Origin of the sequence: Methylophaga sp. UBA5088 (assembly GCF_002414625.1) — a bacterium.
In the GTDB taxonomy this organism is placed as follows: domain Bacteria; phylum Pseudomonadota; class Gammaproteobacteria; order Nitrosococcales; family Methylophagaceae; genus Methylophaga; species Methylophaga marina.
Window position 1 is genome coordinate 7,414 of the sequence record NZ_DIAC01000134.1, and the last position, 491, is coordinate 7,904.

At 47.5% G+C, this 491-nt stretch carries 1 pseudogene; it reads left to right on the forward strand.

What is annotated here, in order from left to right:
• Positions 1-491 (forward strand): annotated as a pseudogene (locus B4K20_RS16500) (phosphatase); the annotation flags it as partial.

Consider the following 491-nt stretch of genomic DNA (forward strand, 5'->3'; position numbering starts at 1 on the left):
TCCTGGTGTAGAAATCTCCGTTAGCTGGCATGGTGCGACCGTGCATATTGTCGGTTTACAAATTGATATTGATAATGCGGCTTTGCAGGAAGGATTATCAGCTTTGCGAGATTATCGGCGTCAGCGAGCCATAGGTATTGCAAGCCGATTAGAGAAAGCCGGCATCCCTGGAGCCTATGATGGTGCGAGTCAATATGCATCTGAAACGATGATGGGACGTGTACATTTTGCTCGCTTTTTAGTTGAAAAAGGCTATGCAAAAGATATGAAGGATGTGTTTAAGCGCTTTTTGGTTCGTAACAAACCGGGGTATGTCAGTGGCAATTGGGCCAGCCTCGAAGAGACCGTTAACTGGATTAATGCTGCTGGTGGACAAGCAGTGATAGCGCATCCGGCACGGTATAAAATGACGGCGACAAAACGTCGGAAATTAGTCGCTGAATTTAAAGATCTGGGCGGGGCGGGTATTGAAGTTGCCTCAGGATCTCAGC